14 protein-coding genes are annotated in these 16,356 nt (G+C 70.5%); 8 read left to right on the plus strand and 6 right to left on the minus strand.

Annotated elements, in window-relative coordinates; translation table 11 throughout:
• Positions 1-274: 274 nt before the first annotated feature.
• Entirely contained in the window at positions 275-895 is a 621-nt protein-coding gene (locus IEY89_RS24590) for a TetR/AcrR family transcriptional regulator (RefSeq protein ID WP_189149647.1), read from the minus strand.
• Between the two features lie 126 nt (positions 896-1,021).
• Here IEY89_RS24590 and IEY89_RS24595 point away from each other — a divergent pair, with 126 nt between their 5' ends.
• Positions 1,022-2,755 (plus strand): MFS transporter, encoded by a 1,734-nt coding sequence (locus tag IEY89_RS24595; RefSeq protein WP_189149673.1) that lies wholly within the window; start codon positions 1,022-1,024, stop codon positions 2,753-2,755.
• On the opposite strand, the gene IEY89_RS24600 is transcribed toward IEY89_RS24595, so the two are convergent.
• Positions 2,736-3,188, minus strand: a complete 453-nt coding sequence (locus tag IEY89_RS24600; RefSeq protein WP_189149648.1) for a MarR family winged helix-turn-helix transcriptional regulator — start codon at positions 3,186-3,188, stop codon at positions 2,736-2,738. The two genes, IEY89_RS24595 and IEY89_RS24600, sit on opposite strands and share 20 nt — an antisense overlap.
• A gap of 89 nt (positions 3,189-3,277) precedes the next feature.
• On the opposite strand from IEY89_RS24600, the gene IEY89_RS24605 reads away from it, so the two are divergent.
• Positions 3,278-3,880, plus strand: coding sequence for a maleylpyruvate isomerase family mycothiol-dependent enzyme (locus IEY89_RS24605; RefSeq protein WP_189149649.1), 603 nt, complete (start codon positions 3,278-3,280; stop codon positions 3,878-3,880).
• A 222-nt stretch (positions 3,881-4,102) separates the two neighbouring features.
• On the opposite strand, the gene IEY89_RS24610 is transcribed toward IEY89_RS24605, so the two are convergent.
• Together IEY89_RS24610 and IEY89_RS24615 are read right to left on the minus strand one after the other, a co-directional pair.
• Positions 4,103-4,651, minus strand: a complete 549-nt coding sequence (locus IEY89_RS24610) for an ASCH domain-containing protein (RefSeq protein WP_189149650.1) — start codon at positions 4,649-4,651, stop codon at positions 4,103-4,105.
• 78 nt (positions 4,652-4,729) lie between these two features.
• Positions 4,730-5,761: a Rossmann-fold NAD(P)-binding domain-containing protein gene (locus IEY89_RS24615; protein WP_189149651.1), complete on the minus strand. Its 1,032-nt coding sequence runs from the start codon at positions 5,759-5,761 to the stop codon at positions 4,730-4,732.
• A 139-nt stretch (positions 5,762-5,900) separates the two neighbouring features.
• Here IEY89_RS24615 and IEY89_RS24620 point away from each other — a divergent pair, with 139 nt between their 5' ends.
• The 6 genes from IEY89_RS24620 (at position 5,901) to IEY89_RS24645 (ending at position 11,571) form a co-directional block, all read left to right on the plus strand.
• Positions 5,901-6,350, plus strand: a complete 450-nt coding sequence (locus IEY89_RS24620; protein WP_229695405.1) for an Lrp/AsnC family transcriptional regulator — start codon at positions 5,901-5,903, stop codon at positions 6,348-6,350.
• Between the two features lie 62 nt (positions 6,351-6,412).
• On the plus strand, positions 6,413-6,841 hold the full coding sequence (locus tag IEY89_RS24625; protein WP_189149674.1) for a MerR family transcriptional regulator: 429 nt from the start codon (positions 6,413-6,415) through the stop codon (positions 6,839-6,841).
• A gap of 14 nt (positions 6,842-6,855) precedes the next feature.
• On the plus strand, positions 6,856-7,170 hold the full coding sequence (locus tag IEY89_RS24630; RefSeq protein WP_189149675.1) for a thioredoxin family protein: 315 nt from the start codon (positions 6,856-6,858) through the stop codon (positions 7,168-7,170).
• Between the two features lie 38 nt (positions 7,171-7,208).
• Positions 7,209-7,589, plus strand: coding sequence for a hypothetical protein (locus IEY89_RS24635; protein ID WP_189149653.1), 381 nt, complete (start codon positions 7,209-7,211; stop codon positions 7,587-7,589).
• Positions 7,590-7,798: 209 nt separating this feature from the next.
• Positions 7,799-10,036 (plus strand): HelD family protein, encoded by a 2,238-nt coding sequence (locus IEY89_RS24640; protein WP_229695406.1) that lies wholly within the window; start codon positions 7,799-7,801, stop codon positions 10,034-10,036.
• A 107-nt stretch (positions 10,037-10,143) separates the two neighbouring features.
• A complete protein-coding gene (locus IEY89_RS24645; protein ID WP_229695407.1) occupies positions 10,144-11,571 on the plus strand; it encodes a cytochrome P450 family protein in 1,428 nt (475 codons plus the stop codon).
• A gap of 406 nt (positions 11,572-11,977) precedes the next feature.
• Here the strand turns inward: IEY89_RS24645 and glgB are convergent, their stop codons facing one another.
• Both glgB and IEY89_RS24655 read right to left on the minus strand, forming a co-directional pair.
• Complete coding sequence (glgB, locus tag IEY89_RS24650; protein ID WP_189149655.1) at positions 11,978-14,629, minus strand: 1,4-alpha-glucan branching enzyme; 2,652 nt, start codon at positions 14,627-14,629, stop codon at positions 11,978-11,980.
• Between the two features lie 66 nt (positions 14,630-14,695).
• Positions 14,696-16,147, minus strand: a complete 1,452-nt coding sequence (locus IEY89_RS24655) for a maltokinase N-terminal cap-like domain-containing protein (RefSeq protein WP_189149656.1) — start codon at positions 16,145-16,147, stop codon at positions 14,696-14,698.
• Between the last annotated feature and the right edge of the window lie 209 nt (positions 16,148-16,356).

Genomic DNA, 16,356 nt, shown 5'->3' on the forward strand with positions numbered 1-16,356 from the left:
AGCTTCACAGACTCAGAACGACAGTCAGATCCCGGAAACCCCGGGTGGCCCGGACACTCCCCAGAAGTCCAGCCGCCCGGCCCGGGGCCCCAGCAGGTCCGCCGGAGCCCCGGGACCTCGGAAAACGCCGAGCGGCCAGGCACTCCCCCGAAGCCTGGCCGCTCGGCTGTTTCTGTGTCCGGTAAGGCAATGCGCGGTGCGGCGAACAGGGAACAGCGGTACAGCGGTTCGCCGATACATCGCCCGGCTGCCGTTCCGCCGCGACGGCCGCGTCTCAGTCGCTCAGCTCGGCCACCAGTGCTGTGGCCCGGGCTACGGGGACGCCCGCCGCGGCCAGCAGGGTGACCGCGGCTGAGCGGCCCGCCTCCTCCGGTGCGAGGAGCCCGTCGTTCACCGCCTCCATCAGCGCGAACAGCATCTGCTCGTGTACGTACGCCAGTGCCGGCGCAGGCAGGGGTGAGGCGAACACGCCCTCCTCCAGGCCCCGCCGGAGCACCTGGACCGCGGCCTCGCGGACCGGGGTGAACCGGTCGCGGATGCCCTGCACGGTGACGCTGCGCTGGGCGAGCCCGACGAGGATGCGGTAGCGGTCGGCGACCCGCCAGACGGCGAGCGTGGACCGGGCGACGCACTCCGCCGGGTCCTCGGTGGCGCCCTCGGTCCCCTCGGCGTGCGCGGCGGCCACCGCCTCGACGGCGCCGTCGAGCAGCGTGCTGATCAACGCCTCCCGGTTGGGGAAATGCCCGTACACCGTCCGTCGTACGACACCCGCGGCGCGCGCGATCTGGTCCATCGAGGCGTCGGGATCGCGCAACAGCTCGGCGAGGGCGACGTCGAGAATGCGGCGGCGATTCACGTCGGCGCGGCTGGTGGTACCCGTGGTCATGGCTGACATTGTGCCTTCCCTTCCTTCTATTTGCACAGCACTGTGCATCGGAGTATGTTGCACATCATTGTGCAACTGCACGCCACTGTGCAAAACGATCAATCACCAGGCAGTCAGGAAGGCGATCCCGTGGCCATGCGACTCATCAGGACGGAACCCGTCGAGGGGATGACCCGCCCCTACGTCCGGCGCTGGTGGGCGCTTCTCGTGCTCTGCCTGAGCCTGCTGATCATCGTGATGGCGAACACCGCCCTCACCGTCGCCGCCCCCGACATGACCCAGGACCTGGGCCTGTCCAGCGCCGACCTCCAGTGGGTCATAGACGGCTACACCGTCCCGTACGCGGCCCTGATGCTGCTGCTCGGCGCGATCGGCGACAAGTACAGCCGGCGCGGGGCGCTCGTCCTCGGCCTGGTCGTCTTCGGTGCCGGGTCGGTCGCGGGTTCGCTGGTCGGCTCGGCCACCGGGGTCATCGCGGCCCGTGCCGTCATGGGTGTGGGCGCCGCGCTGATCATGCCCGCGACGCTCTCCCTCCTCGCCGCGACCTTCCCGCGCGCCGAACGAGCCAGGGCGATCACCCTGTGGACCGCCACCGCCGGCCTCGCCATCGCGGCCGGTCCGCTGGTCGCGGGCGCGCTGCTGGAGGACCACGGCTGGGCGTCGACGTTCCTGATCAACGTGCCCATCGCCGTGCTCGCGATCGTCGGTGCCCTCGTCCTCGTACCGCCGTCCAAGGCGGGCCACCACGACCGGATCGACTACGTCGGCGGGCTGCTGTCCGTGGTGTGGATCGCGGCACTGGTCTACATGATCATCGAGGGTCCGCACTTCGGCTGGGGCGTCAAGGCGATCACGGCGGCGGTCGCCGCGGGCCTCGGCCTCGTCCTCTTCGTGGTGTGGGAACTGCGCCACCCCCGCCCGGTCCTCGACGTACGCCGCTTCACCCAGCGCCGGTTCGCCGGCTCGAACCTCGCGGTCGCCCTCTTCTTCCTGGCGGTCTTCGGCGCGTTCTACTACCTCACCCAGCACCTCCAGTTCGTCCTCGGCTACGACGCCCTGGACACCGGCCTGCGCATGCTGCCGCTGGCGGGCGCGGTCTTCGTCGGCTCGGCCCTCACCGGCTACTTCACCCCGCGCGTCGGCATGAAGGTCACGGTCACGGCGGGCATGGTCGGCGGTACGGCGGCCCTCGCGCTGCTCTCGCAGGTGGACTCCGGTTCGGCGTACGGGACTTTCGTCATCCCTCTCGTCGTCCTCGGCCTGGCGATCGGCCTCGCGCTCTCCCCGTGCACGGACGCGATCATGGGAGCGTTCCCCGAGGCCGAACTGGGCGTCGGCGGCGCGGTGAACGACACCTCGCTTGAGCTGGGCGGCTCGCTCGGCATCGCGATCCTCGGCTCGCTGCTCTCCACGTCGTACGCCTCCCACCTCACCGACGCGACGAACGGCAGCAAGCTGCCGACGGGCGCGCTGAGTTCGGCCCAGGACTCGGTCGGTGCGGGCTACCAGGTGGCCCAGGCGATCGGCGAACGGGCCCAGCAGCTCGCGGCACAGGCGTCACAGGCGGCGAGCGCCGGGAAGCCTGAGCAGGCCGCCGAGTTGAAGACGCAGGCCACCCAACTCGCCCAAGGCGCACGGCAGATGGCGGACGCGGTCGGCTCGTCCTTCTCCGACGCGGTGGCCCGCACCAGCCTGATCGGGGCGGTGATCCTTGGGGTGGGGACGGTGCTGGTCGCTGTGCTGCTGCCGGGGAAGGGGCAAGCCGAGGGGGCGGGGGCGCCGGAATCGGTGACGGAGGCCGGCGCTGACGTCCCCGCGGAGACGTCCGAGTCCGCCGAGGCGTCCGAGCTCACGCGTACGGGTCGGTGATCTCCCTCAACAGGGTGAGGGACTGGCGGAGTTGAGCCATCCGGCGCTTGCCGAGATGAGCCTCCCACTCCGCCTCCACCTCGGCCACCACCCTGGCGGCGACGGGCTGCGCGGCACGCGCCCGCTCCGCGAGACACACCAGCCGGGCCCGTCTGTCGGACGGGTCCGGCTCCCGTGTCACATAGCCCGCCTTCTCCAGCTGGTCGACCAGGAATCCGGCGGTCTGCTTGGTGATCTGAGCCTGCCCGGCGAGTTCGGTGAGCCGGGTGCCGTCCGGGCCGACGCGCTGGAGCACGCGGGCCTGGGCGGGCGTGAAGTCGTCGAAACCGGCTGAGGCGAGCACGGCGAAGACACGGCTTTCCAGGGCCCGGTAAGGGAGGAAGAGCAGCAGCCCGGTGCTGAGCTCACTCTCGGGTACGGACGCGGTGGCCATGGTCGGCACTCTCCTCCGGCTTGACTTTGATAAGAGACTCTGACTAATTTGGTCAGAGAAGCTTACCACTTGAGTTGGCGGTGATCCCCATGGGTGTCGTGCTGGAGACGGACGAACGCTGGCAGGTGGTCGACGATGAGCGGGCGGGTCTGGCGGAGCTGCTGGCAGGGCTGAGCCCGGCGGAGTGGGAGCTGCCCACGCGGTGCGGCGACTGGCGCGTACGGGATGTGGCCGCGCATCTGACCATCGCCGCGCGCTTGTCGTACGGAACGGTGGCACGCGAATTCGTCCGGGCCCGGGGGAACATCGACCGGATGATCCACGACACGGCGGTCAAGGAGGCGCGGCTGCCGGTCGAGGAGATCGTCGCCAACCTGCGCGCGACGATCGGGTCCCGTCGGCTGGCGCCCGGAACGACCCGTCGCGAACCGCTCCTCGACATCCTCGTCCACGGTCAGGACATCGCACGGGCACTGGGCAGGGAGCGGGCGATGCCTCCGGCGGCGGCGCGGGATGCGGCCGACCGGGTGTGGACGATGCGGTTTCCGCCGCGCCCGTGGCCGTTGCCGGACGCGCGACTGGTCGCTACGGATGTCGAGTGGACGCGGGGGGAGGGGGCCAGGGAGATGCGCGGCCCGATCTCGGAGCTGCTGCTTCTGCTTACGGGGCGAGGGGAGGGGGGTGTGGGGTGAGGGTGGGGATGCCGGGGGTTGTGTGTCCCACCCACCCGCCTGTTTGCTGTCTGTCTCCAGCTCGGGCGCAGGTCTCTCAGCTTGTCCGGCGGTCGAAGGCAACGCCGGTACAGCCCAGGCCTTGTTTCCCCCACCCGCCCGTTCGCCGTCTGTGTCCAGCTCAGGCCCAGGTGCATCCAGCCCCTCTGGGGGCGGTAGCCCGCAGGGAGGGGGCGAAGGAACTCAGGGGCGGAGGTCGGCCACGAGGCGGAACCGTTCCAGTACCGCCTCGGTCGCGTCGTCCACGCTGAACCCGGGGTCCTCCAGCACCGCCCGCATCTCCGCGCTGTGCCAGAACCGCTCGTGACCGGCTCGCCACGCGGCCACGTCTGCATACCCCTCACCCTCGTGGAGTGCGTGGGCGAGATCCACCTCGGCCAGCGGAACGACCCGTACGCCCGTGACCTCGATGATCCCGACCGGCCGGTCCTCGGAGTCGACGACCACCGAACGGCTCCCGACCTCCGGCAGATCCTCACCCGCGTGTTCGTAGTCGACGACGAGCCCGGTTGTGGACGTCTTCGAACCGTCGAGAATCGCGGCGACGAGCTGGTCGCGCAACGGACCGGGAAAGGCGAACTCGGCCTTGGGGAGCCCTTCGGGCGCCTGAAGCGTTTCGGGTGTCGCGAAGCCTTCCGGAACCGGTATCGGCGGCCCTTCCGGCGTGGGGAGGCCCGCCGATACCGATACCGGAAGGTTCTCGGGCTGAGGCGGCTGCTCGGAGGGTGTCATGCCGTCACCGTAGGGGGCGCGCCCCTTCCGGGCGCGCCCATTACCCGCGGTACCGCTACCTGCCGTACCGCACGCCGCCTACCTCCCCCCGCCTCCGTGTCTCCCCGCCTCCGCCCCGAGCGTCTCGGCGACAGCTCGCGGCAGCCACTCCTGAACGTGGCCGAAGGTGAACCCGAGCTCCGTGGCCCGGGAGTTGTCCATGCCGTACGAGCGCGCGAAGGAGAACGGGGAGACCTTGCCGACGTCGACGTTCTGGAAGACGGTCCGGCCGTCCGGGATGTGCCGGGCCACACAGGCGCACAACTCCTCGGTGGTCAGCAGTCCGTGGGAGGCGGCGTTGACCGGCCCGGTGAAGTTCTCGCCCACCGTCCAGAACAGGAAGTCGGCGATCTCCTCGACGTGGATATAGGTCGCGGGCCGGTTCTCGGTCGGTACGGCTATCGGTGCGCCGGTGCGAATGCGCTGGGCGTAGTGGTCGAGCCGGCCGGTGAAGTCGTCGTCCCCGCCCAGGACATGGGCCACGCGTACGGCGGTGTACGGGAACTCCGTACCGCCGGCCGTCGTGTCATCGGAGGGGGAGGGGGAGGGGGAGGGGGAGTCGGAACCGGAGAGGGGGTCGGAGTCGCTGGTGGTGGCGGACGCGAAGACCGCCTCGGCCTGGCGCTTGCCCTCGCCGTAGTGGGTCTCGCGGAACTCCGGCTTGTGCCAGGGGAGTTCGAGACGGACGGGGACGGTACGCGGATCGACGGCGTCCTCGCGCACGGGGACGACGGTGTCCTCGTAGACGAGGGAGTCCTCGTACTCGTACACCTCGACCGTGGACGTCATCACATAGCGGCGGGTACGGCCGCCGGCGAAGACGCGCCGGGCGATCGCCGCCTGGCGGGGCGTGTAGCAGACCTGGTCGACGACGACGTCGAAGGCACGGTCGCCGAGAGCGGAATTCAGGGCGGCCTCGTCGTCGCGGTCGGCGACGAGGTGAATTGCCCCGGCGGGCGGGGGAGCGGAGCCCCGGTTGAGAACGGTGACCCGGTCTCCGGCGGCGATCAGCCTCCCGATGAGCCGCTTTCCGAAATAGCGATTACCGCCGATGACCAATACGTCACGCACGACGTCCCCTCCCCGTTGTGGACCTTGTGATCATAATTCTCCTGGCGTATCAGCGCGTTCTGAAGGGGGAGTCATGGGACATCCGGCGGGGGTACCGAAAGAACCACGGCAGTCGCGAGCCGCGGCCAACGAAACGTCGGTGGCCTTCGACGCGCTGGACCGGCAGATCCTGGAGCTCCTCCAGACCGACGGCCGGATCAAGCTGAGCGAGCTGGGCAGGAGGGTGCGGCTGAGTCCGGCGGCGGTCACCGAGCGCGTGCGCCGGCTGGAGTCGGCGGGCGCGATCACCGGATACGGCGCCCGTGTCGCCCCCGCGCGCCTCGGCTACGGCATCCAGGCCTTCATCAGGGTCAACCCGCACGGCGGCTACACCCTGAAGCATCCCAGGACCCTGGAGCTGCTCGCCCGCCCCGAGATCACCGAGGTGCACCACGTGGTCGGCGAGGACTGCTGGATCCTCAAGGTGGCCGTGGCGAACACGGTGCACCTGGAGGACGTCCTTGAACAGACGTCGGCGCTGGGCCGGACGACGACGTCGATCGTCCTGTCGTCCCCGGTGGAGGGGAAGCCGCTGTTGCCCCAGGGGTGAGCTCGCGGGGGGTTGCCTTGACGTCGGCGTCAAGGACTACGTTCGTACGCATGCGAATCGGCATGCGGATCGGGGAGCTGGCGGCGCGGGCGGGGACCACCACGCGGACCCTGCGGTACTACGAGTCACGAGGGCTGCTGCCCGCGCGGCGCACGGACAACGGCTACCGCGCCTACGACGAGGACGACCTGAAGCTGCTCCGGCAGATCCGGACGCTCCAGGACTTCGGGTTCGACCTGGAGGAGACGCGGCCCTTCGTGGACTGCCTGCGGGCGGGCCACCCGGAGGGCGACTCCTGCCCCGCGTCACTCGCCGTCTACCGCCGCAAGCTGGACGAACTCGACGCGCTGATCGACGAGTTGCAGTCGGTCCGGGAGAAGGTCGGCGAACAGCTGACGCGGGCCGAGCGGGCGCGCGACGAGCTGGCGGCCGAGGCGACGGTTCCGGGCGGTCCGGAACCGGCATGCGAGTGGGGAGGACAGACACGATGATCAGGGCAGCGGGTGTGGCCGAGGTGACGGACGCGGACTTCGAGGCGGAGGTGATCGGGTCGGAGCTGCCGGTCCTGGTGGAGTTCACGGCCGACTGGTGCCCACCGTGCCGCCAGATGGCCCCGGTGCTGAGCGCCCTCGCGGCGGAGGAGTCCACCCGCCTGAAGGTGGTCCAGCTGAACGTGGACACCAACCCGTTGACGACCAACGCCTACCGGGTCCTGTCCATGCCGACGTTCATGGTGTTCCGGGGCGGAGAACCGGTGCGGTCGATGGTCGGGGCCCGACCGAAAAGGCGGTTGCTGGAGGAGCTGTCCGACGTAGTCTGACGCAATCACCATGCGATGACCTGACGGAGAGCACTCCCATGACCGGCCGACGAGCGACAGCGAGCGAGACCGCGACGACCGGGACCACGACCCTGTGGCGCCCCACCGGGCCCAAGGAGCTGGACCTCGTCCGGGAGCTGAACTGGCGTGCCTGGCCGCCCCGCCTTCCTGAGCAGCCCATCTTCTACCCCGTCCTCAACGAGGAGTACGCGGTCAGAATCGCGCGGGACTGGAACGTCAGGCACGACGGCGCCGGTTTCGTGACGCGCTTCGAGATCGACTCGGCGTATGTGAGCCGGTTCCCCGTCCAGCAGGCGGGCGGGCGGACGATTCTCGAACTGTGGGTGCCGGCTGAGGAGCTGGACGAGTTCAACGCCCACATCGTCGGCGAGATCCAGGTGGTCCACCGGTTCCGGTGAGCCCTCGACTGTCGGCGACCGCCAGTGGCCGTCGGCGGAAACAAAAAGAAATCCCCCGAGCGATTGCGCTCGGGGGATTTCTTTGCGTATATTCAATGGTTCGCGACTTTCATCGAATGGAGTCGCGAAAAGTTCATTGAACAGAGTATATCCGAGCGGGAGCGGAATTGTCAAACAGGGGCGCAAACACGGAATCAACTCGCGATGAATTGCGGAGTGAGCAGGAATTCGTCGACGGGCTCTACGCCCGTGTCGACGCCCTGCGCGGCGACACCGAGCACTCCGTCACGGACGCGCTCGCGCAGGGCAGTACGCCGATGCAGGCCCGGCTGGAGCGGGACGTGCTCGTCGCCGAGCGGTCCGGGTTCCTTGCCGCGCTGAACGCCGTCGACGGGTCGCTCTGTTTCGGGCGGATCGATCTCACCTCCGGTGTCACCCACCACATCGGCCGTATCGGACTGCGCGCCGACGACGCCGAGCGCACCCCGATGCTCATCGACTGGCGGGCCGAGGTGGCCCGGCCCTTCTATCTCGCCACCGGGCACACGACGATGGGGCTGCGCCGGCGCCGGCACATCAGTACGGACGGGCGGCACGTCACCGGACTGCACGACGAGATCCTCGACCTCGGCGACGAGACACGCACCGGCTACGAGGACCCCTCCGGCGATGCCGTGCTGCTCGCCGCGCTCGACTCCGCCCGCACCGGCCGGATGAACGACATCGTGCAGACCATCCAGGCCGAGCAGGACGAGATCATCCGTGCCCCGCATCGAGGTGTGCTGGTGGTGGAGGGCGGGCCCGGTACCGGCAAGACCGCCGTCGCGCTCCACCGGGCCGCCTATCTGCTCTACGAGCACCGTGAACTCCTCGCCAAGCGGGCCGTGTTGATCGTCGGGCCCAACCCCGCCTTCCTCGGCTACATCGGTGAGGTGCTGCCCTCGCTCGGTGAGACCGGGGTGTTGCTGGCGACCGTCGGCGAGCTGTTCCCGGGCCTGAAGGCCACCGCCGCCGACACCGTCCGGGCCGCAACCGTCAAGGGGCGGGCCGAGATGGCCGACGTGCTGGCAGCCGTCGTACGGGACCGGCAGGGACTGCCCGACCCCGTCATCGCCATCGAGCACGACCGGGACATCCTCATGCTCGACGCCGGACTGGTGAGCATGGCGCGGGAGCGCACGCGCGAGGCGAAGCTGCCGCACAACGTCGCGCGCGAACACTTCGAGGGGCACATCCTCAACACGCTGACCGAGATGGTGGCGGAACGGATCGGCACCGACCCCTACGACGGCAGCAATCTCCTCGACCCCAGCGACATCACCCAGATCCGCGACGACCTGGCCGAGAACCGTGAAGTCTGGGCCGCCATCGACCAGTTGTGGCCCCGCGTCACCCCGCGGCGGCTGGTCGCGGACTTCCTCGCCGCACCCGAGGGGTACGTGTCGGAGGCCGACGCGGAGGCCGTCCGGCGGCCCGTCACCCGGGCCTGGACGACGGCCGACGTACCGCTGCTCGACGAGGCCGCGGAGCTGCTCGGCGAGGACGACCGGGTGGCCCGGGCGCAGGCGGAGCGCGAGCGCAGCAGCCAAGTCGCCTATGCGCAAGGCGTGTTGGATGTCTCGTACGCCTCCCGGACCTATGAGTTCGAGGACCTGGACGCCGAGGACTCCGAGGTGCTGTCCGCGCACGACATCATCGACGCGGAGCGGTTCGCCGAGCGGCACGAGGAGGACGATCTGCGGAGCGCCGCCGAACGGGCGGCGGCCGACCGGACCTGGGCGTTCGGGCACATCATCGTCGACGAGGCACAGGAGTTGTCGCCGATGGCGTGGCGGCTCCTCATGCGGCGCAGCCCGACCCGGTCGATGACCCTGGTCGGCGATCCGGCGCAGACCGCCGAGCCGGGCGGCGTCGGATCCTGGGAGGACATCCTCGCGCCGTACGTCCAGGACCGCTGGGAGCACGCCCGGCTGGGCGTCAACTACCGGACACCGACCGAGATCATGGACCTCGCCGCGGCCGTGGTGCGGGCGGAGCGGTCGGACTTCGAGCCGCCGAGGTCCGTACGGTCGACCGGGGTGCGGCCGTGGGTGCGTGCCGTGGACGGTGGCGGTCCCGCGGATCTCGCGGGGGCCGTGGAGAAGGCCGTCGGCGAGTTGGCGCCCGTCGAGGGGCGGCTCGCCGTGATCGCACCGCGCGAACTGCACGGGGAGTTGGCGGCGCGGCTGGACGGTGTGGAGGCGGGGGCGGAGCCCGACCTGACGCGGGATGTCGTGCTGCTCGATCCCCGGCAGGCCAAGGGGCTGGAATTCGACTCCGTACTGGTGGTGGAACCGGGAGCCTTCGGCACGAGTGACCTGTACGTGGCGCTGACCCGGGCCACTCAGCGCGTGGGCGTGCTGCACCAGGGGGAGTTGCCGGTGGCGTTGGCCGCTGTCGGGACCTGAGGGGGTCCGGGTGCGCCCGTGGAACGCGTGCACCAAGGGTCACCAAGACGTAACAGTTCGCGCCATGGTCACTGCGCGTGTGCGGTCAGTGCGGTATGCGTGTGCGTATGGAAGCCCATCCGTTCGCGACCGCACCCGTCGACAGCCCCGCGCTCGAGTCGTTGCCCGTGGAACCGCTGTTGACATCGGAGTTCGACGCCGACCCGGGCGGCGTGTACACCCGACTTCGGCGCACCTACGGTCCCGTGGCGCCGGTGGGGCTGATGGGCGTACCGGTGTGGCTGGTTCTCGACTACCGCGAGGTGCTGGAGGTACTGCGGAACGAGAGCGTGTGGCGGCGGGACGTGCGCTACTGGCGGGCCAGGTCGCAGGGCCGGCTGCCCGCCGACTGGCCGCTGCTGGCGGGCTACGAGGTGCGCCAGACGATGTTCATGGACGACGAGGAGCATCTCGCCGCCCGGCACACCCATCACTCGGCGCTGCGGCCGTTCCAGGACGGGCACACCCCGCAGGGCTGGGAGCTGCGGGCGACGGTCGCGCGGTACGCCGACGAGCTGATCGGGATGCTGGCGGCCGAGTCGGGCACGGTGGGGTTCGCCGACCTGGGGGCGCAGTACACGCGGCCGTTGCTGCTGATGGTCACCACGAAGCTGTTCGGCTGCCCTGTCGAGCTCGGGGACGAGCTGGTCATGGACCTGTGGCGGATGCTGGACGGCGGGCCGGACGCGGGGCCGGCGACCGGGCGGGCGTTGGGTGCCATGACGCGGCTGGCCGCGCATCGGCGGGCGCGGCCCGGGGACGACCTGACGTCGTACATGCTGCTGGCCGATCCGGGGCTGTCGGACGAGCAGTTGGGGCGTGAGCTGTTCATGAACGCGGTGTACCTGAACGACATCACCGGGAACATGGTGCTGAACACGCTGCTGGAGGTGTTGCGCGGGAACGCGACGGTGCGGCGCAGTCTGTCGGCCGGGCAGCTCGGGGAGACGGTGAACCGGGCGGCGCTGGTGAATCCGCCGGTGGCCAACATGTGCTTCCGGTTCGCGGCGCGGGATGTGGCGTTGGGGAACTTCTGGATCCGGGGCGGGGACATCGTGTCGCCGTCGGCTGCGGCGGCGCATGGGGACTTGATGGCGATCGGGGCGTCCCACCTGGTCGGGTCGGCCGTGAGTACGCGGGCGCATCTGGGGTGGGGGGCCGGGCCGCATCAGTGTCCCAGTGCGGCGCGGGAGTTGGGCGGGATGATCGTGAGTACGGCGGTGGGGCGGATCTTCGATCACCTGGAGAAGGCGGAACTGACGTTGCCGGCGGATCAGTTGCCGTGGCGGTCGGGGCCGGTGGTGCGGGGGTTGCGGTTGTTGCCGGTTCGGTATGAGTTGAGTGGGCGTGGGGTGGGGCAGGGGGGCGGGGTGGATATGGGTGTCGGTGTCGGTGTCGGCGGTGGTTTCGGGGAGGGGGCGGGGGTGACCGGTGAGGACGGGCGGGTGAAGGGGTTGTTGGGGGCGTTGCGGAGGTTGATGTTCGGGGGGCGGTGAGGTGGGGGGTGGGCGGTGAGTTGTTTCGCCCCCGCCGCCCCTACCCGTCCCATCCTCGGGGGCTGCGCCCCCGAACCCCCGCTACGGCCCTGAACGGGCCTTGTCCTCTTACTCACCCCAGAGGGGGACCCCCAGACGGGCTGGCAGGGCGGGGCCTGGGCTGAAGGAGGGGCGGGGGCGGGTGGGTGGGAAACAGGGCTTGGGCTGAACGGGGCTCGTCTTCGAGCGCCGGGTGGGATGGGGTGTCTGGGCTCGCGCTGGACAGGTGCGGTGAACGGGTGGGTGGGAAACAGGGCTGGGGCTGGAGGGCCTCGTCTTTGACCGCCGGGGGCGTGGAGGTGCTTGGGCCCGCGCTGGAGAGACGCGGTGAACGGGCGGGTGGGTGGGAAACCCCGCTCTCACGGTGCTACGCCGGGCGCAGCCATACCGTGGCCAGGGGTGGCAGGGTTACGCGGATGCTGGCCGGGCGGCCGTGCCAGGGCTGGGGGTCCGGTTTGAGGGGGTCCGGGTTGTGGCTGTCGGCGCCGCCGTAGCGGGACGCGTCCGTGTTCAGGGTCTCGTGCCAGGCCGGGACCGTGTCCGGGACACCGATGCGGTAGTCGCCCCGGACGACCGGCGAGAAGTTGCTGATCGACAGAAGAGGGGTGCCCTCCGCGTCGTAGCGGACGAAGGCGAAGACGTTGTCCTCCGCCGCGTCCCCGACCAGCCACTCGAAGCCCGCCGGGTTCGTGTCCAACTGCCAGAGGGCCGGGGTGTCCTGGTACACCGTGTTCAGGTCGCGGACCAGGTCGCGTACGCCCCTGTGGTCCGCCTCGGCCCCGTAGGCGGGGTCGAGCAGCCACCAGTCGGGGCCATGGGCCTCCGACCACTCGGCGCCCTGCGCGAACTCCTGCCCCATGAACAGGAGTTGCTTGCCAGGGTGTGACCACATGAAGGCCAGGTACGCCCGCTCGGTCGCCCGTTGCTGCCACCAGTCGCCCGGCATCTTGGACACCAACGAGCCCTTGCCGTGGACGACTTCGTCGTGGGAGATCGGCAGGACGTAGTTCTCGCTGTACGCGTACACCATGGAGAACGTCATCTCGTGGTGGTGGTGCCTGCGGTGGACCGGGTCGTGCTGGACGTAGCCGAGCGAGTCGTGCATCCAGCCCATGTTCCACTTCAGACCGAAGCCGAGCCCGCCGAAGCCACCGGGGCCCGTGTGGTGCGTGGCCCGGGTGACGCCGTCCCACGCCGTCGACTCCTCGGCGATCGTCACGACCCCCGGGACCCGCCGGTACACCGTGGCGTTCATCTCCTGGAGGAAGGCGACCGCGTCCAGGTTCTCCCGGCCACCGTGCTCGTTCGGCACCCACTGGCCCGGCTCGCGCGAGTAGTCGAGGTAGAGCATCGAGGCGACCGCGTCCACCCGCAGGCCGTCTATGTGGAACTCCTCGCACCAGTAAACGGCGTTCGCCACAAGGAAGTTGCGGACTTCCTTCCTGCCGTAGTCGAATTCCAGGGTGCCCCAGTCCGGGTGGGCGGCGCGCAGCGGGTCCTCGTGCTCGTACAGCGGGCGGCCGTCGAACTCGGCCAACGCCCACTCGTCGCGCGGGAAGTGGGCCGGGACCCAGTCCATCAGTACGCCGATGCCGGCGCGGTGGAGGGCGTCCACCAGGTACTTGAAGTCGTCCGGAGTGCCCAGCCGGGCCGTGGGTGCGTAGAAACCGGTGACCTGGTAGCCCCACGAGCCGCCGAAGGGGTGCTCCGCCACCGGCATCAGCTCCACGTGCGTGAAGCCCAGGTCCCGTACATAGGCGGGGAGCTGGTCGGCGAGTTGACGGTACGTCAAGCCCGGTCGCCAGGACGCCAGATGGAGCTCGTAGATCGACATCGGGGCCTCGTGCGCCGGGGCCTCCGCCCGCCGCGCCAGCCACTCCCCGTCCTCCCACTCGTAGTGTGAACTGTGCACGATGGACGAGGTGTTGGGCGGAATCTCGGTCCGTCGGGCCATCGGGTCCGCGCGCTGCGTCTTCGAGCCGTCCTGGCGCGTGATCTCGTACTTGTACAGCTCACCCTCGCCGACGCCCGGGACGAACAGTTCCCACACCCCGGTGGCGCCCAGCGATCGCATCGGATACGCCGTACCGTCCCAGAAGTTGAAGCCCCCGGTCACCCGGACCCCTTGCGCGTTCGGCGCCCAGACGGCGAAGCGGGTGCCGGTGACGCCCTGGTGGGTCATCGGCTCGGCGCCCAGGGCCTTCCACAGCTCCTCGTGCCGGCCCTCGCCGATGAGATGCAGGTCCAGGTCGCCCAGTGCGGGCAGCAGGCGGTACGCGTCCTCGGTCTCCTGCACCTGCTCCTCGTACGCGATGATCAGCCGGTACTCCGGGACGCCCCGCAGTGGCAGCGCACCCGAGAAGAACCCGTCGCCGTCGTCGTGCAGCTCGGCCCGCAGATCCCCCGCCACGACGGTCACCGACAGGGCGTACGGCCGCAGTACCCGGAACGCGACCCCGCCCGGCAGCGGATGCGCGCCCAGGACGGAGTGCGGGTCGTGATGCGTGCCGGCCAGCAGGCGCCCGCGGTCGGAGGCGTCCAGCGCGGGGGAGGGGAGCAGAGCGGTCTCCTCCGGAGCGGACCCGACGGGTCGCGGGGAGGGCTTCTCCGCCGCCGTGACCGTGACCGGCTCCGCCGCCGTGACCGGCACCGGCTCCGCCGCCGTGACCGGCACCGGCTCCGCCGCCGTGACCGGCACCGGCTCCGCCGCCGTGACCGGCACCGGCTCCGCCGCCGTGACCGGCTCCGCCGCCGTGACGGGGTCCGTGACTGTGACCGGCTCCGTGACCGACACCGGGTTCGTTTCCCGGGCCGCCTCGGGTGTCGCCTCGGGTGTCGTCTCCGGCTTGGGCTTCAACTTCTTCTCCGATGTTTTCTCCGACGCCTTCTCCAACTCCTTTGCCGCCCCCCGTGCCGCCTCCTTCATCGCCTGCTTTGCCGCCTTCTTCCCAGGGGCCTTCTTCGCGGACGTCTTCTTCTTCGGGTTCTTCGAGCCGCTGGAGGGGGAGTGCGGGGTCACGGGCGGGGGCCTTTCGGAGGTGAGGCAGGGCGTGGGAGGTGAGGGGGAGCGGGGTGCCGCGGGAGGTCAGCCGGGCGCGGCCAGACGCTGTACCGCCGACATCGGTACCGGAAGCCAGTCCGGGCGGTGCCGTGCCTCGTACACCACCTCGTACACGGCCTTGTCCGTCTCGTAGGCCCGCAGCAGGACGGGATCGGTACGCGGATCCAGGCCGGTGATCTCCGCGTATCCGGCGCAGTACGCGGCCCGGCACACCGCCGCCCAGCCGGGCAGCCGGGGGTGGAGCGAGTGGGCCGCGTAGTCGAAGGAGCGGAGCATGCCCGCGATGTCCCGGGCCGGCGGCTGTGACAGCCGGCGTTCCGCGAGCGGTTTGGACGGCTCGCCCTCGAAGTCGATCAGCGACCACTCCCCGGACGGCGAACGCAGGCACTGCCCGAGGTGCAGATCGCCGTGGATGCGCTGGGCCGTCCAGGTCCGGCCCTCGGCGGCGAGGTCGGCCAGCGCCTCGTACGCCGAGCGCAGGCCGGGGGCGTACGGATGGAGGGCCGGTACCGCCTGGACCGCCGCCTCCAGGCGCTCGATCATGCCGTCGACCAGCGGTCGCAGCTGCGCGTGGCCCAGCGTCACGGTGGGCAGGGCGCGGGCGAGCGCCAGATGCACCTCGGCGGTGGCCCGCCCGAGCGCCCGCGCCTCCGCGCTGAAGTCCTCTCCCTTGGCCAGCTCGCGCAAGGCCAGTTCCCAGCCGTCGGCGGCACCCCGCACGAAGGGCTGGAGGACGCCGAGTACGTAACTGTCCTCGGCATTCGTCTCCGTGGAGGGGTCAGTCGTTCCGTCGGCGTCGGTGTGTATCCACGCCACCGGGGCCGGAACCCGGGGGCAGCCCTCGCGGGCGAGCGCCAGCGGCAGTTCCAGGTCGGGGTTGACGCCCGGCATGACCCGGCGGAGCAGCTTCAGAATGAACGTATCGCCGTAGACGATCGACGAGTTGGACTGCTCCGCGGTCACCAACCGGGCCACCAGCCCCGCGGGTATCTCGCCCTCGCCGTCACCCCCGGCCGCGCCCTTGTCGTCCCCGCCCCCACTCCCGTCCCCGTCGCGGTCGAAGCGCAGCGCGCCGATCCGGGCCCGGGTACGCATCGCCTCCAGGAGCACTTCGGCCGGCCGGGCGTCGTACAGGGCGTCGTACACCGTCCGTCCGGTCAGCGGGCCCCGGTCGACGTGTCCGATCCGCGCGGGCGCCAGCCGGGGCGGCAGCGCCTCGCGCGCGCCTATGAGGAGCTGGTAGCAGTCTCCGGGGCCCTGGAGAGCGGGCTGATGGGCGCGTACGAGGAGGTGGTACAGGCCGAGCTGTGTGGTGACCGGCAACAGTTCGGTGGCCGCCACCAGGGTGAAGTCGGTGACCGGACGTCCCTTACCGGCGAACCAGCGCTGCCTCGGCAGCCATTCGCGCAGCAGTGGTTCCAGGGACGTGAGGAGGTCGGGACTTGTCGTGGCGGAGCGGGTGATGGCTTCCGACATGGCGCCTGTCCTTTCCCCAGGGGGCGGGGTGTGACTGTTGCGTGCCCCGGGCGGGACGGGAGAAACCGGCCCGCCGGGGTTCGGCACGTACGACCGTGTACGTCCGGGTAGGACTGTTTTCTACCCCGCGTCCTTCGCGTCCTTCCGCAGCCGGAACCAGTAGAAGCCGTGGCCTGCGAGGGTGAGGAGGTAGGGGAGTTCGCCGATGG

The organism is Streptomyces lacrimifluminis (assembly GCF_014646095.1).
Taxonomy (GTDB): domain Bacteria; phylum Actinomycetota; class Actinomycetes; order Streptomycetales; family Streptomycetaceae; genus Streptomyces; species Streptomyces lacrimifluminis.

What these genes read in the sequence shown, in the direction of transcription:
- IEY89_RS24600 (WP_189149648.1), bottom strand. Translation starts at nt 3,188, where the DNA reads ATGGCCACCGCGTCCGTACCCGAGAGTGAGCTCAGCACCGGGCTGCTG.
- IEY89_RS24625 (WP_189149674.1), top strand. Translation starts at nt 6,413, where the DNA reads ATGCGGATCGGGGAGCTGGCGGCGCGGGCGGGGACCACCACGCGGACC.
- IEY89_RS24605 (WP_189149649.1), top strand. Translation starts at nt 3,278, where the DNA reads ATGGGTGTCGTGCTGGAGACGGACGAACGCTGGCAGGTGGTCGACGAT.
- IEY89_RS24610 (WP_189149650.1), bottom strand. Translation starts at nt 4,651, where the DNA reads ATGACACCCTCCGAGCAGCCGCCTCAGCCCGAGAACCTTCCGGTATCG.
- IEY89_RS24590 (WP_189149647.1), bottom strand. Translation starts at nt 895, where the DNA reads ATGTCAGCCATGACCACGGGTACCACCAGCCGCGCCGACGTGAATCGC.
- IEY89_RS24595 (WP_189149673.1), top strand. Translation starts at nt 1,022, where the DNA reads ATGCGACTCATCAGGACGGAACCCGTCGAGGGGATGACCCGCCCCTAC.
- IEY89_RS24655 (WP_189149656.1), bottom strand. Translation starts at nt 16,147, where the DNA reads ATGTCGGAAGCCATCACCCGCTCCGCCACGACAAGTCCCGACCTCCTC.
- IEY89_RS24635 (WP_189149653.1), top strand. Translation starts at nt 7,209, where the DNA reads ATGACCGGCCGACGAGCGACAGCGAGCGAGACCGCGACGACCGGGACC.
- IEY89_RS24645 (WP_229695407.1), top strand. Translation starts at nt 10,144, where the DNA reads ATGGAAGCCCATCCGTTCGCGACCGCACCCGTCGACAGCCCCGCGCTC.